At 74.7% G+C, this 12,337-nt stretch carries 11 protein-coding genes; 5 read left to right on the top strand and 6 right to left on the bottom strand.

The features are described 5' to 3' along the window. Positions 1-26: 26 nt before the first annotated feature. Complete coding sequence (locus AAH991_RS35445; RefSeq protein WP_346230311.1) at positions 27-2,153, bottom strand: N-6 DNA methylase; 2,127 nt, start codon at positions 2,151-2,153, stop codon at positions 27-29. 57 nt (positions 2,154-2,210) lie between these two features. Between AAH991_RS35445 and AAH991_RS35440 the strand changes: the two genes are divergently transcribed. Beyond that, complete coding sequence (locus AAH991_RS35440; protein ID WP_346230310.1) at positions 2,211-2,945, top strand: PP2C family protein-serine/threonine phosphatase; 735 nt, start codon at positions 2,211-2,213, stop codon at positions 2,943-2,945. Positions 2,946-3,152: 207 nt separating this feature from the next. Here the strand turns inward: AAH991_RS35440 and ligA are convergent, their stop codons facing one another. From ligA to AAH991_RS35425, 3 genes are all read right to left on the bottom strand, one after another. Further along, positions 3,153-5,240, bottom strand: coding sequence for an NAD-dependent DNA ligase LigA (gene ligA / locus AAH991_RS35435; protein WP_346230309.1), 2,088 nt, complete (start codon positions 5,238-5,240; stop codon positions 3,153-3,155). 142 nt (positions 5,241-5,382) lie between these two features. Further along, positions 5,383-6,132, bottom strand: coding sequence for an SDR family NAD(P)-dependent oxidoreductase (locus AAH991_RS35430; RefSeq protein WP_346230308.1), 750 nt, complete (start codon positions 6,130-6,132; stop codon positions 5,383-5,385). Positions 6,133-6,203: 71 nt separating this feature from the next. Beyond that, a complete protein-coding gene (locus tag AAH991_RS35425) occupies positions 6,204-6,743 on the bottom strand; it encodes a CGNR zinc finger domain-containing protein (RefSeq protein ID WP_346230307.1) in 540 nt (179 codons plus the stop codon). 102 nt (positions 6,744-6,845) lie between these two features. On the opposite strand from AAH991_RS35425, the gene AAH991_RS35420 reads away from it, so the two are divergent. The 3 genes from AAH991_RS35420 (at position 6,846) to AAH991_RS35410 (ending at position 9,593) form a co-directional block, all read left to right on the top strand. After that, positions 6,846-7,610 carry a class I SAM-dependent methyltransferase gene (locus AAH991_RS35420; RefSeq protein ID WP_346230306.1) on the top strand — a complete coding sequence of 255 codons (765 nt, stop codon included), beginning with the start codon at positions 6,846-6,848 and terminating at the stop codon, positions 7,608-7,610. Positions 7,611-7,680: 70 nt separating this feature from the next. Continuing rightward, positions 7,681-8,799, top strand: coding sequence for an acetate/propionate family kinase (locus AAH991_RS35415; RefSeq protein ID WP_346230305.1), 1,119 nt, complete (start codon positions 7,681-7,683; stop codon positions 8,797-8,799). 11 nt (positions 8,800-8,810) lie between these two features. After that, positions 8,811-9,593, top strand: a complete 783-nt coding sequence (locus AAH991_RS35410) for a PhzF family phenazine biosynthesis protein (RefSeq protein WP_346230304.1) — start codon at positions 8,811-8,813, stop codon at positions 9,591-9,593. Positions 9,594-9,605: 12 nt separating this feature from the next. Here the strand turns inward: AAH991_RS35410 and AAH991_RS35405 are convergent, their stop codons facing one another. Next, positions 9,606-10,163 (bottom strand): NADPH-dependent FMN reductase, encoded by a 558-nt coding sequence (locus AAH991_RS35405; RefSeq protein WP_346230303.1) that lies wholly within the window; start codon positions 10,161-10,163, stop codon positions 9,606-9,608. A gap of 145 nt (positions 10,164-10,308) precedes the next feature. Between AAH991_RS35405 and AAH991_RS35400 the strand changes: the two genes are divergently transcribed. Next, the gene (locus AAH991_RS35400) at positions 10,309-11,241 is read left to right on the top strand and encodes an AraC family transcriptional regulator (RefSeq protein WP_346230302.1); all 933 of its coding nucleotides are present in this window, start codon (positions 10,309-10,311) and stop codon (positions 11,239-11,241) included. A 13-nt stretch (positions 11,242-11,254) separates the two neighbouring features. Here AAH991_RS35400 and AAH991_RS35395 read toward each other — a convergent pair whose 3' ends face one another. Then, the gene (locus AAH991_RS35395; protein WP_346230301.1) at positions 11,255-12,274 is read right to left on the bottom strand and encodes a carboxymuconolactone decarboxylase family protein; all 1,020 of its coding nucleotides are present in this window, start codon (positions 12,272-12,274) and stop codon (positions 11,255-11,257) included. Positions 12,275-12,337 lie beyond the last annotated feature (63 nt).

Genomic DNA, 12,337 nt, shown 5'->3' with positions numbered 1-12,337 from the left:
CTCGACCACGGGGAGCCTCCGGCGCGTCACCCGCGGGGTCGCAGACGTCCGTCGACGAGTCCCTCGGCCCCGAGCCGGGCGAGCGCCTCCCCCGCGGCGGCCGCCTCGCGCAGGCCGTCCTCGAGCGCGAGCAGCCGCAGGAAGGCCGCGCCGTACGTCCGCTGGACCTCCAGGGGCAGCTGGGGGACGCGCGCCCGGCGGGCCTCCACCCGGCTGCTGGTCAGGTGCGGCCGCCCGCCGCCCGCCGCGTAGCGCAGGAACCCCGCCAGGAACTCGGGATCCACCTTGTCCGGATCGACGCGGAACAGGCTGAGATGCGGGCCGAGGACCGCCCCCTCCACCGTGACGACCCGGGCGGTGACGGCCGACGCCACGACGTCTCCCCGGCGTACGGCGACCAGGCCGGGGGCGGGCGGCATCCGTCGCGACGGCGCCGTCCCGGCCGCGACGTCGTCGGCCGTCAGCACGGGCACGCCACCCTCGGGCACCCCGTCCTCGGGCACCCCGCCCTCGGGCACCTCGCGTTCGGACATCCTGCCCTGGGGCGCCTCGCCGTCGGGGGCGTCGGCGGGCAGCGCCCGCAGCGTCGAGTGCCGGATGGTGACAAGTCCGGATCGGGCCATCTCGGCCACGGTCGCCCACGACGCGTCCCAGCCGGCCGCGGCGCCGGTGAGCACCTCCAGCTCGGGCACGCCGCCGGCCAGCGCCGCGGCCGCCTCCCTGAAGCGCTCCCTGGCGGCCGGGAAGCCCTGGGTGTCGGCCCGCGGCGACAGGTGCCGCGCCGGGCTCACGTCGACCTCGTCGTCGAGGATGTCGATGATCCGGACCGCGCGGCCGCCGGACGGCGGTTCGGTCCCCGCGAGGTGGGCCCGCCAGGCCGGCTCGACGGAGGCCGGGTCGTCGCCCGCGTCCGCCACGAGGATCGCGCCGGGCCGCCGCTCCCCGGGCTCGGGGCGGCGCAGCAGCCAGAGGTCGGGACCCCCGGGCGCCAGCGTGAGGACCGCGCGCAACGCGCCCGCCCGCAGCAGGTTCGCCCGGACGCGACGGCCCGGCCGGCGGCTCGCGGCGGCGGCCGGCATCAGGATGGCCACCAGCCCGCCGGGCCGCACGTGGGCGAGGCAGTGCTGCACCCAGGCCAGCTCCGGCTCGCCCCGCGGGGGCATGCCGTACTGCCAGCGCGGATCGCCGACCAGGTCCTCATGGCCCCAGGCCCGCTCGTTGAACGGCGGGTCGCACACGACGGCGTCCACGAGCGCGTCGCCGGGCGTGTCCGCCGGCCGGTCCGGCGGGAATGCGTCGTGCCGCAGCGCGTCCCCGGGGACGACCCGGGCGTCCCGGCCGCGCAGCAGCAGCCGCAGCGCCGCCAGCAGCGCGACGGTCTCGTTGGCGTCCTGGCCGAGCAGCCGCACCTCGTCCGCCGCCCCGCCGGCCCCCGCGGCGGCGTCCAGCAGGAGCGTGCCCATGCCGCACGCGGGATCGAGCACCGTACCCGCTCCCGCGCACGCCAGCCGGGTCATCAGGGCGGCCACGTCGGGCCGGGTCAGCGCCAGCCTGCGGCTGTGCGCCTCGGCGTACCGCTCGCAGAGGAACTCGAAGGCGCCGGCCGCGCCGTGCCGCTCCGACATCCCGGCGACCAGCCGGAGCACGCCGGGCTCCACCGGCGTGGCGTCCCCGCCGCGCCGGGGCAGGTCGGCGGTCGCCCGGGCCACCGCGCGCGGGAGCCGTACGGCGAGGTCGGAGGCGGCGGACAGCCGCTTCCAGCCGTCGGGATCGCGCAGCGTGTAGAGCAGGAACGCCCCGACCTCCCCCAGCACCTCGCCCAGACGCAGGTCGTCGGCCGACGCGCGCAGCCGCTGCCAGACGCGGTCGCCCTGGGACACCTCGAACGACTTGCCGTTCCTGCGCAGCCACGCCTCCACCTCGGGAAGCGAGAAAAGGGGGCTGGACGCGGTACCTCCGACCGGTTGGGGGAAGTCCTCGTAGCGGCGGCGCCAGTTGCTGACCGCCGCCCTGCCGACGTCGGCGAGCCGGGCGATGTCGCCCGCGTTCACGGTCGCTTCGACCGCCGCTTCGACGGCGGCCTCGAGCGGACTCGCGGCGGGCGGGCGCACCGGCGTGTCCGCCGTGGCGTCGGCCTGGGCGTCGTGGCTCATGAACACGAGCCTAGACTATGCTTGTGAAGTGACTCAACCAATGGTTTACTCAAAACCATGACGCACAACCGTATTCGGTACGCCGCTGGGTCGGACGTCGGGCGTTCGCGTGCCAACAACGAGGATTCGGTGCACGCCGGCGAGCGCCTGCTCGCCATCGCCGACGGGATGGGCGGGCACGGACACGGTGAGGTCGCCAGCGCGGCCGTCATCTCCACCCTGGCCAAACTGGAGGACGGCCCGGCTCCCGCCGACCCCGTGGCCACCCTCGCGGACGCCGTACGGGAGGCGGGGCAGCGCCTGGGCGACCTCGCCGCACAGGATCCGGCGCTCGAACGCATGGGCACCACGGTCACCGCGATGCTGTGGGACGGCCGGGGGAAGTTCGCCCTGGCCCACGTGGGCGACTCGCGGGCGTACATGCTGCGGGACGGCGCGCTGTACCAGATCACGCGTGACCACACGCTGGTGCAGTCGCTGGTGGACGACGGGCGGATGAGCCCCGACCAGGCCGCCCGCCATCCCCGCCGCTCGCTGCTGCTGCGGGCGCTGGAGACGAGCGGCCTGGCCGAGCCCGACCTGTCGCTGCGCGAGGCGTACCCGGGCGACCGTTATCTGCTGTGCTCCGACGGGCTGACCTCGGTGCTCGAACCCGAGGCGCTGCACCACGTGCTCACCACCGTGGCCGATCCGCAGGAGGCGGTCGTCCGGCTCATCGAGCTGGCCAACGAGGGCGGCGGGCCCGACAACATCTCGTGCGTGGTCGCCGACGTCGAACCCGCCGACGCCTGAGGCGAGACCGGGAGCGGCGGTGACGCGCCGCCCCTGGCCGGCGAACGCGCGTCGCCGCACCCGAGGTCCAGCGCGTCGCCGGGAGGCAGGCCCGCGACCGTCTCCGTGAGGCGGGCGTCCGGCCGCGGGCCGCGGGCCGCCCGTCGGGGTGGACGCCGTCCCAGAGGACCCCACCGGCTGTGGCCGCACGCCGGCGATCGGGGTCGCCTACAACAGCTGCGCGACCATCTCGGCGAACTCCTCGGGGGCGGCGATCCGCACGCCGAGGGATTCGGCCTTCGCCCGCTTGGACCCGGCGTTCTCGCCCGCGACGACCAGCGAGGTCTTCGCCGAGACACCGGACGACGCCCGGCCCCCGGCCCGTTCGATGAGCTCGTTCATCTGGTTGCGGGACAACGCCGCCAGTTGCCCGCTCATCGCACCCGTGACCACGACCGTCATCCCGGCCAGCGGCAGAGCACCCGGCTCGTCGCCGCCCTGCGCCGGGGTGGCCGTGCCGCCCTCGTCTCCGGCCACCACCGCCACGCCCGGCTCGGTCATGTTCACCCCGGCGCGGACGAGCTTGTCGATGAGGTCGCCCAGCTCGGCCAGCTCGGCGACGATCACGGGTGCCTTCTCCGGGCCGATGCCGTCCACCGCCTGGAACCCCTCCGCGTCCGCCGCGCGGATGGCCTCCATCGTGCCGAAGTGCCGGGCGATGCGGCGGCTCATCGAGCGCCCCGTCCCCCTGACCCCGAGCGCGCAGAACACCCGGCTCAGCGGTCTGGTCCTGGCCCGGTCGAGGGCGGTCAGGAGGTTGTCGGTGGACACTGCCCCCATCCGTTCCAGGCCCAGCAGCTGCTCGCGGGTGAGGAAGAACAGGTCGCCGAAGTCGGCGATCAGGCCGGCGTCCAGCATCTGCCGGACGCGGTTGTCGGCCAGCCCTTCCACGTCCAGCTGGTCGCGGCCGACCGCGTACCGGATCGAGGCGATCGCGCGGCAGTTCCGGCCGCGCACGCACCTCCACCGCTCCTGGGAGGTGTCGATCTCGTCGCCGCAGGCCGGGCACACCTCCGGGAACACGATGGGCTGCTCGTCCCCGGTGCGCAGGTGCACCACCGGGGACTCCACCCGCGGGATCACGTCGCCGGCCTTGTAGACGACGACGTGATCCCGCAGCATCAGCCCGCGGCGCGTGATGTCGGAGGGGTTGTGCAGCGTCGCGTACGTCACGACGGAGCCGTCCAGCTCCACCGGTTCCAGCACCGCCCGTGGGGCGATCACACCGGTCCGGCCGGTGTTCCACTCCACCTGGAGCAGCCTCGTGATCTTCTGCACGGCGGGCAGCTTGTACGCGATCGCCCACCGCGGCGCCCGCGAGCTGAACCCGGCCTGCGCCTGATCCGCCGCGTCATCCGCCTTGACCACGATGCCGTCGATGCCGAACGGCAGCTCCGGCCGCGCGGCCGCGATCTCCTCGATCCGCTGCCGCACCTGCTCCACCGTCGTCGCCACGATCCCGGCGACCGCGGTCCCAGCCGTGGTCCCCGCCCCCTGTCCGGCGATCCAGTCCATCACCTGGCTGTGCGGCGACTCCCGGAGCCCCGTCGCGAGGTCGGAGGTGTCATCGGGCAGCGGCAGCGCGCCGTACCCGAAGAACGTCAGCTCGCACACGTACGGCCGGTCCTGCGCCCGCAGCGTGCCCGCGGCGGCACTGCGCGGGTTCGCGAACGTCGTCCCGTCATGCGCCTGCCGTTTCGCGCACGCCTCCTCGAACTGCCGGGCCGTCATCATCACCTCGCCGCGCAGCTCCACGGTCACCGGGTCGGCCAGCCGCCCGGGGAGACCGACGATGGTGCCGATCGCGTGTGAGACGTCCTCGCCCGCGCTCCCGTCGCCGCGGGTGACCAACTGGACGAGGCGGCCCTCACGGTAGCGGGCGGCGATCGCCAGCCCGTCCAGCTTCGGCTCCACCGACCACGCGGTCACCGGCCGGCCGAGGCGGCGTTCCAGCGAGGCGGCCCAGCCGGCCAGCTCCTCGGGCCCGAACACGTTGTCCAGGCTGAGCATGGGCACGGTGTGCGGGACGTCGCCTACGACCCCGGCGACCTTGCCCGTCGGCGAGGACTCCAGCACCTGGCCGGGGTTGGCCTTCTCGTAGGCGGCGATGCCACGGACGAGCCTGTCGTAGGCGTCGTCGTCCAGCGGGGAGGTGCCGTCACCGTAGTAGGCCGCAGCCGCGTCGGCAGCCAGCTGGACCGCCTCGGCGTAGGCGGTCTCGTCGGGGATCGCGTCGATGGGGGGCGCTTCAGTCATGCGGCCATCGTGCCGGGCGGGACCGACAAAGACGCCCGGCGTCCCCGCCTCGCATCCCGCGGTCGGTCCACGCCCGCCGCCTCTCATGCCCGCGATCCCCGCCCGGCGAGCCTCCACGCTGCCCGGTGCGCCCGGACGGACGTCAGACGGCCCAGCCGCCGTCGACGTTGATCGTCGCGCCGGTGACGTAACGCCCGCCGTTGCCCGCCAGGTGGGCGACGGTCTCGGCGATGTCCTCCGGCTCGGCGTAGCGGCCGAGGACCGTCAGTCCCCGGACCGTGTCCGCCATGGGGCTGTCCGCCGGGTTCGAGGCGGTGTCGGTCGGGCCCGGATTGACCAGGTTGACCGTGATGCCGCGCGGCCCGAGCTCGCGGGCGAGTCCCTTGGTCATCCCGGTCATGGCCGTCTTGCTCATGGCGTACAGGGCGAAGCCCGGGAAGACGGCCCGCTCGGCCATGTTGCTCCCGATGGTGATGATCCGGCCGCCATCGGTCATGTGCGCCGCCGCCGCCCGCGCGGCCAGGAACGGCCCGCGCACGTTGGCCGCGAGCGTACGGTCGACGTCCTGCGGGGCCAGGTCCTCGATCGGCGCGACGTGGAAGACCGCCGCGTTGTTGACGAGGACGTCGAGGCGGCCGAAGGCCGCGGCGGCCTCGTCCACGGCCCCGGTCACCGCCGCCGCGTCGCCGTTGTCCGCCCGGATGACCAGCGCCCGCCGGCCCATCCCCTTCACCTTCTCGGCGACGGCGGCCGCGCTGTCCTCGTCGCGCTCGTAGGTGAGCGCCACGTCCGCGCCGCGCTCGGCCAGCTTCAGGGCGACGGCCGCGCCGATGCCCCGGCCACCCCCGGTGACCAGCGCCGCCGTGCCGTTCATGTCGTTGATCCCGTTCATGGTGTCGAGCATGCCGGGATCGGCGGCGGGAGGTCCGGCGGCGATCGGACCTGGCGTTCGCGGACGGACACTCAGCCGCCGCGCGCCCGGAAGGCGGCGGTCTTCACCCGGTTCTGGCAGGCCGTGGAGCAGAAGCGCCGGGTGCCGTTGCGGGAGGTGTCCACGTAGACGCGGTCGCAGTGCGGCGCGGTGCACACGCCGAGCCGGTCGTGCAGCTCGCTGCCGAGCACCACGGCGAGGCCGGTCGCGCAACTGGCGGCGTAGTTGCCGGCCAGGGTGCCGCCCGCGCCGTGGAAGTGCAGGTGCCAGGGCTCCCCGTCGTGCCGGTCCAGGTGCGGGCGCGCGTCCGTCTCCGCCAGCAGGCCGTTCACGGCGAGCGCCGCCGCGTCCACGTCGCCACCCGTCACCGCCTCGAACACGCCGCGCAGCCGCCCCGCGACCTCCGCGAGCGCGTCCGCCTCCGTCTCGGCGACCTCGGGCGCCCGCCTGTCGCCGCTCACGAGGATGTCGGCGACCGCGGCGGCCCGCGCCTCGCCCGTGGGCGGCTCGTACGGCCGGCCCCGCGCCTCACCCGCGGTCAGCGCGTTGACCAGGCCCACGGCGACCGACACGACGGAATCTGTGTGACTGTTGAAATTCACTTGACCAGTTACGCCCTTGCGCTCTACGTTTGTAACTGCCGAAAGCATACACGCCAGTTACAAGGAGACGGCATGCTCACTCTGGACGTCGCCACCCGGTGGATCGACCGTTGGGACCGCCAGCAGGAGGGCTACCTCCCCGACCGGGAGGAGCGCTTCACCGCGCTGATCGACGCGGTCGAGGCGGGCGTGGGCCGCCCGGACCCCCTGGTGATCGACCTCGGCTGCGGCCCCGGCTCGCTCTCGGCCCGGCTGCTGGACCGTCTCCCCCGGGCCACGGTCGTCGCGGTCGACGCCGACCCCCTGCTGCTGTCGCTCGGCCGCGCGGCGTACGGCGACCGCGACGGCCTGCGCTTCGCCGACCTGGACCTGCGCGAACCGGGGTGGAGCCGGGCGCTCGGCCTCGACCGCCCGGCGGACGCGGCGGTGAGCACGACCGCCCTGCACTGGCTGGCCGAGCCCCACCTGCGGGCCGTGTACGCCGAGCTCGCGGCCGTGCTGCGGCCGGGCGGGCTGTTCCTCAACGGCGACCACCTGGTCTCCGAGGACACCACGCCCACGCTGGCGCGTCTGGAGCAGGCCGTGCACGAGAGCGAGGAGCGGCGGCGCTTCGCCGGCGGCCGTCCCGAAGACTGGCGCCAGTGGTGGGACGCGATCGCCGCCGACCCCGACCTCGCCGGCGTCGCGGCGCCCCGGCCGGCCACCGCGTCGCACCACGGCTCGGAGTCGCTCCACCTGTCCACCCACGTCGAGGCTCTCCGCGCGGCGGGCTTCGCCGAGATCGGCACGCTGTGGCAGCGCGGTCACAACCGCCTGCTCTGCGGCGTCCGCCCGTAATCGCGCGGGGCCTCCGGACCGGCGGGCCGCCTTCGGGTTTGGCCGCCGGATCGCCGGGGAGACGGACGCCATGAAACCGGTCGTGCTCACCGTCAACGCCGGCTCCAGCAGCCTCCAGCTGCATCTGGTGCGGGACGGCCGCGTGCTGCGGACCGAGCACAGCGAGCACGGCCCGGACCCCGCCGCCGCGGAGCGTACGCTGTCGGACTTCCTGTCCGGGGCGGAGGCCGAGGTGACCGCCGTCGGCCACCGGCTCGTCCACGGCGGCGAGGCCGTCCGCGCGCCCACGGTCGCCGACGACGACGTGGTGAAGGCCGTGCGCGGATACGCCGACCTCGCGCCGCTGCACGTGCCGCCCGCGCTCGCGCTGGTGGAGGCGGCGCGGCGGGTGCTGCCGTCCGTGCCGCACGTGCTGTGCCCCGACACCGCCTTCCACTCCGGGCTGCCCGCCGCCGCCGCGACCTACGCCCTGCCCGCCGAGTGGCGGCGCCGGTGGGGCCTGCGCCGTTACGGCTTCCACGGGCTGTCGTACGCCTGGGCGGCCCGGCGGGCGGCCGGCCTGCTCGGACGGCCGGTCGAAGAGGTCGGTCTGGTCCTCACGCATCTCGGCGGCGGGTGCTCGGTCTGCGCCGTGCGGAGCGGCCGGAGCGTGGACACCTCGATGGGGTTCACGCCGCTGGAGGGCGTGCCGATGAGCAAGCGGTCGGGCAGCGTCGATCCCGGCATGCTCCTGTGGCTGCTGTCCGGTTCCCGCCTCACACTGGAGGAGCTGCGCGACGGGCTGGAGCACGACTCCGGCCTGCTCGGGCTCTCCGGCGGCCTGTCCGGCGACACCCGCGACCTGGTCGCCTCGGCCGACGAGGCCGCGGCGCTGGCGCTCGACGTGTTCGCCTACCGCGTGAGCCGGGAGATCGCCGCCGCGACCGCCGCCCTCGACCGGCTCGACGCGGTCGTGTTCACCGGCGAGATCGGCTGGGACCAGCCGGAGGTGCGCGAGGCGGTGTGCGCCAGATTGTCGCTGCTCGGCGTCGAGCCGCCCGCCGTGACCGACGCCGACCGGGACCTCGTCGTCAGCCCGCCGGGCGCCCGCGTGCCGGTCCTCGTCGTACGGCCCCGGGAGGAGCTCCAGGTCGCCCGGGAGACCCTCGCCGCGCTCGACCGGGGCGCCGGCGAAGCAGGACGGCCGTAGAATCCGCGGACATGCGCATCTTCACCGTGGACTCCTTCACCGACCGGCCGTTCCGGGGCAATCCCGCCGCGGTCTGCCTCCTCGACGAGACCGTGCCGGACGAGTGGATGCAGGCGGTGGCCGCCGAGATGCGCCATTCGGAGACGGCCTTCGTGCTGCCGCAGGACGACGGGCCGTGCTCGCTGCGCTGGTTCACCCCCGCGGTCGAGGTCGCGCTGTGCGGGCACGCCACCCTGGCGACCGCGCACGTCCTCTACTCCCTGGGCGAGTCCGGGCGGCTGGAGTTCGCCACGAAGAGCGGCGTCCTCGCCACCGATCAGGCGGGCGACGGCCTGATCACGATGGACTTCCCGGCGAACCCGGCCGCGTCGTGCCCGCCCCCGGACGGCCTCGCCGAGGCCCTCGGCGTCGTACCGCTGTGGACCGGGCGAAGCCGGTTCGACGTCCTGGTCGAGGTCGGGTCGGCCGACGAGGTGCGGGCCGCCGACCCCGACATGGCGCGGCTGGCCGAGGTCGAGGCCAGGGGCGTCATCGTCACGGCGCTCGGCGAGGGCACCTCCGCCGACTACGTCTCCCGGTTCTTCGCCCCTCGGGTGGGCGTGCCGGAGGACCCGGTCACCGGCTCGGCCCACTGCGTGCTCGCGCCGTACTGGTCGGGCAGGCTCGGCCGGGACACGCTCGTCGGAGAACAGCTATCGCAGCGCGGCGGGACCGTGCGCACGACCCTGCGCGGCGACCGGGTCGAGCTCGCCGGGCAGGCGGTGACCATCTGGTCCGGCGAGCTGGAGGTCTGACCTCCCCTCCGGTCACGCTCTGATCGTGCGCAGGGCCCCGGCCCAGGAGACGACCTCGTCGAGCATGCGCCGCACGGCGTCCTCGTGGTGGGCTGCGGGCCGGAACGCCGAGTAGTTCTCGAAGTCGTCGTGGATGGAGAGCGCGACCTGCGGAGCCACGGCCGCCACGCTGACCGTGCCGAGAATCTGGCGCAGGTGCTCGACGGCCCGTGCGCCGCCGTTCACGCCGTAGCCGACGAAACCGGCGGCCTTGTTCGCCCACTCCGCGTACAGGAAGTCGATCGCGGTCTTGAGCACGCCCGAGGTCGAGCGGTTGTACTCGGGGGTCACGAAGACGAACGCGTCGAGGGCGGCGATCGCCTGCGACCATCTTCTGGTGTGGTCATGCTCGTACTGGCCGGCCGCCGCGGGCAGCGGCTCGTCCAGGTGCGGCAGCGCGTAGTCCTCGAGGTCGACCAGTTCGTAGTCGGCGTCGCCGCGCTTGACCGCCAGGTCGTGGACCCAGCGCGCGACGGCCTCCCCGTTGCGGCCCGGGCGGGTGCTGCCGACGATGACACCTACTTTGATCATGGGGTGGTCTCTTTCCCTGAGAGGGGCATTCGGCGCCGGGGCCCGCGGCATCTGACGCGTACGACTCTAGGAAGCAGCGGAGAGATGACCTATGCGTACGAATATAAAATTCATACGCAAGCGTCTCGCCGCCTAGACTCACCTTGTGGATGTGCTGAGTGACGTCATCGCCATCATGCGTACGGGCCGGCCCCGCTCCGCGCGGATCTCCTGGCGGGCTCCCTGGGGGCAGCGCTTTCCGGCGGAGCCCGGCTCCGCGATGTTCCAGGTGGTCCTGCGCGGGTCCTGCTGGTTCCTCCCGTCCGAGGGCGAGCCCGTCGCGCTGAGCGTGGGCGACGTGGTGTTCCTCCCCCACGGAGGCGGGTACGGCCTGGCCGACAGCCCTGCGACTCCCCTGGCCGAGCCCGTCTGCGACTTCTACCGGGACACGAGCCTGATCAATACCGCCCTCGGCGGCGCCGGGGCCGAGACGGTCATGCTCCGCTGCGGTTACCGGCTCGACCCGGCCAGGAGCCATCCGAGCCTGCGGTCGCTGCCGGACGTGATCCACCTGCCCGCCCGGCTCGGCCGCAACCCCGAGCTTCGGGCCGCCGTGGACCTGCTCGCCCGGGAGATCGAGGCCCCCCGTCTCGGCGCCGACACCGTGGTCTCGTCCCTGCTCGACGTTCTTCAGCTCTACATCCTGCGGGCCTGGTTCGAGGCCGAGGGAGAGCACTGCGCCCACTCGGGCTGGGCCGCCGCCCTCGCCGATCCGGCCGTCAGCACCGCCCTCGACGCCATACACCGCGACCCCGCCCACCCCTGGACGGTCCAGTCGCTCGGGGAGCGGGCCGGCCTGTCCCGCGCCGCCTTCTCCCGGCGCTTCACCGAGCTGGTCGGCAAGCCGCCCCTGACCTATCTCACCTGGTGGCGGCTGTCCACCGCGGCCCGCCTGCTGCAGGAGACGGACGTCTCGGTGGCGGAAGTGGCCAGGCGCGTCGGGTACGGCTCGGAGTTCGCGTTCGGCAACGCGTTCAAACGCGAGCACGGCATCTCACCGGGCAGGTACCGCCGGGTGGTCTGCGCCTCCGCCTCCTGAGACCCGTGCCCCGTCAGGGGGTCGCCACGGCGAGGGCGGCCTCGATCCGCCACACGGCGATGACCGCCCCCAGCGCCAGCAGCCGCACGAGGTCGGCGTCGGACCGGCCCCCGGCCTCCCGCCAGGCGGCGACGTCGGCGTCGGTCACCCGGTACGGCGCGAGGGCGGCCAGCAACGCGAGCCGGGCCGCCGGCCGCTCCGCCGGCGCGACCTCCGCCAGCGCACCGGACGGCCCCCCGGACAGCGGCCCGCCCGACAGAGCAGGGTGCGCACCGTCCCAGGCCGCGACGGCCTCCACGACCGCCTCCCTGGCCGTGCCGCCCAGGAGCGAGGCCCCCTCCCCCGCCGTGGCGTGCAGCGCGGCGAACGCCGTCCCCACCGGCGTGCCCGCCCCCCATGCCGGGACCCTGCCCGACGGCAGCCCCCGCAGCAGGGGCAGCGCCTCGCCCCGCGGCAGCCTGCGGCGTACCGTCCTGGCCAGGGCCCTGCCGCCCAGGCCGCGGACGAGCCGGGACCGCTGCAGGCCGGCGGGCAGGAGATCGCCGGTCAGCAGCGACGACACCATCCGGTTGATGAAGTGGAAGGCGAGGGCCGTGCCGACGTGCTCGGCGGCCTGCTCTGGCGGGCACGGCGGCGCCTGCCCGGCCGTCGCCGTGCCGGTGGCCCAGGCGAACAGCCGCGCGTGCTCCGGGTCGGACGGCGTCTCTCCCCGCGCCACGGTCTCGGCGAGCCGGTGCTCGCCGGTCGCGTGCAGGAGCACGGTGTGCGCGTCCACGCAGAACGGGCACTTGTTGGCGAGCGAGACCCCGGCGGCGACGACCTCCTTGGCCGCCCTCGGGGCCTGCCCGGCGAGCAGCGACTCGCGCAGCACGGCCCAGGTGGACGCCAGCACGTCCGGAGCCGGGGACAGCGTCATGAACAGCGGCATGCGGGCCATGCCGAAATCCCGGGCGAGCTGGTCGTAGACCTCGGCCACCCTGCCGGTCGCCGCCTTCCTGGGCACCGGCGTCACATAGCGGTACGGCGTGGGCATCCTGGCCTCCCCATCGGTCGTGCTGTCATGCGGCCCGATCCTGCCGGTCGCCGCCGTCCCGGT

Source organism: Microbispora sp. ZYX-F-249, from assembly GCF_039649665.1.
Classification (GTDB): domain Bacteria; phylum Actinomycetota; class Actinomycetes; order Streptosporangiales; family Streptosporangiaceae; genus Microbispora; species Microbispora maris.
The sequence above is the reverse complement of the archived record's forward strand: the minus strand, read 5'-3'. Positions and strand labels throughout refer to the sequence as shown.

Coding starts and splice junctions, on each gene's coding strand:
- AAH991_RS35445 (WP_346230311.1), bottom strand. CDS start 2,153: ATGAGCCACGACGCCCAGGCCGACGCCACGGCGGACACGCCGGTGCGC.
- AAH991_RS35440 (WP_346230310.1), top strand. CDS start 2,211: ATGACGCACAACCGTATTCGGTACGCCGCTGGGTCGGACGTCGGGCGT.
- ligA (WP_346230309.1), bottom strand. CDS start 5,240: ATGACTGAAGCGCCCCCCATCGACGCGATCCCCGACGAGACCGCCTAC.
- AAH991_RS35430 (WP_346230308.1), bottom strand. CDS start 6,132: ATGAACGGGATCAACGACATGAACGGCACGGCGGCGCTGGTCACCGGG.
- AAH991_RS35420 (WP_346230306.1), top strand. CDS start 6,846: ATGCTCACTCTGGACGTCGCCACCCGGTGGATCGACCGTTGGGACCGC.
- AAH991_RS35415 (WP_346230305.1), top strand. CDS start 7,681: ATGAAACCGGTCGTGCTCACCGTCAACGCCGGCTCCAGCAGCCTCCAG.
- AAH991_RS35410 (WP_346230304.1), top strand. CDS start 8,811: ATGCGCATCTTCACCGTGGACTCCTTCACCGACCGGCCGTTCCGGGGC.
- AAH991_RS35405 (WP_346230303.1), bottom strand. CDS start 10,163: ATGATCAAAGTAGGTGTCATCGTCGGCAGCACCCGCCCGGGCCGCAAC.
- AAH991_RS35395 (WP_346230301.1), bottom strand. CDS start 12,274: ATGCCCACGCCGTACCGCTATGTGACGCCGGTGCCCAGGAAGGCGGCG.